This is a genomic window from Paraburkholderia sp. J7 (assembly GCF_905220155.1).
Lineage (GTDB): Bacteria > Pseudomonadota > Gammaproteobacteria > Burkholderiales > Burkholderiaceae > Paraburkholderia.
This window is the reverse complement of the sequence record NZ_CAJMYZ010000122.1, coordinates 1-323: the sequence shown is the minus strand read 5'-3', so window position 1 is coordinate 323 and position 323 is coordinate 1. Positions and strand designations below refer to the sequence as shown.

Annotated in this window: 1 pseudogene; it reads right to left on the bottom strand. The window is 70.0% G+C overall.

From position 1 onward, the window contains the following. Positions 1–2: 2 nt before the first annotated feature. A pseudogene (locus tag U5A58_RS40600) lies at positions 3–323 on the bottom strand (urocanate hydratase); the annotation flags it as partial.

The following is a 323-nucleotide window of genomic DNA, read 5'->3' as shown; positions in this document are numbered from 1 at the left end:
GCTCATCGGCCGAGCATCGGCAGCTTGAGGCCTGCCTCGCGCGCGGTCTGCTGCGCGAGTTCGTAGCCGGCGTCCGCGTGGCGCATCACGCCCGTGGCCGGATCGTTGTGCAGCACGCGGCCAAGCCGTTCGTGCGCCGCCTGCGTGCCGTCCGCCACGATCACCACGCCCGAGTGCTGCGAGAAGCCCATGCCCACGCCGCCGCCATGATGCAGCGAGACCCACGACGCACCACCCGCCGTGTTCAGCAAGGCGTTGAGCAGCGGCCAGTCGCTCACGGCGTCCGAACCGTCCTTCATCGATTCCGTTTCGCGGTTCGGGCT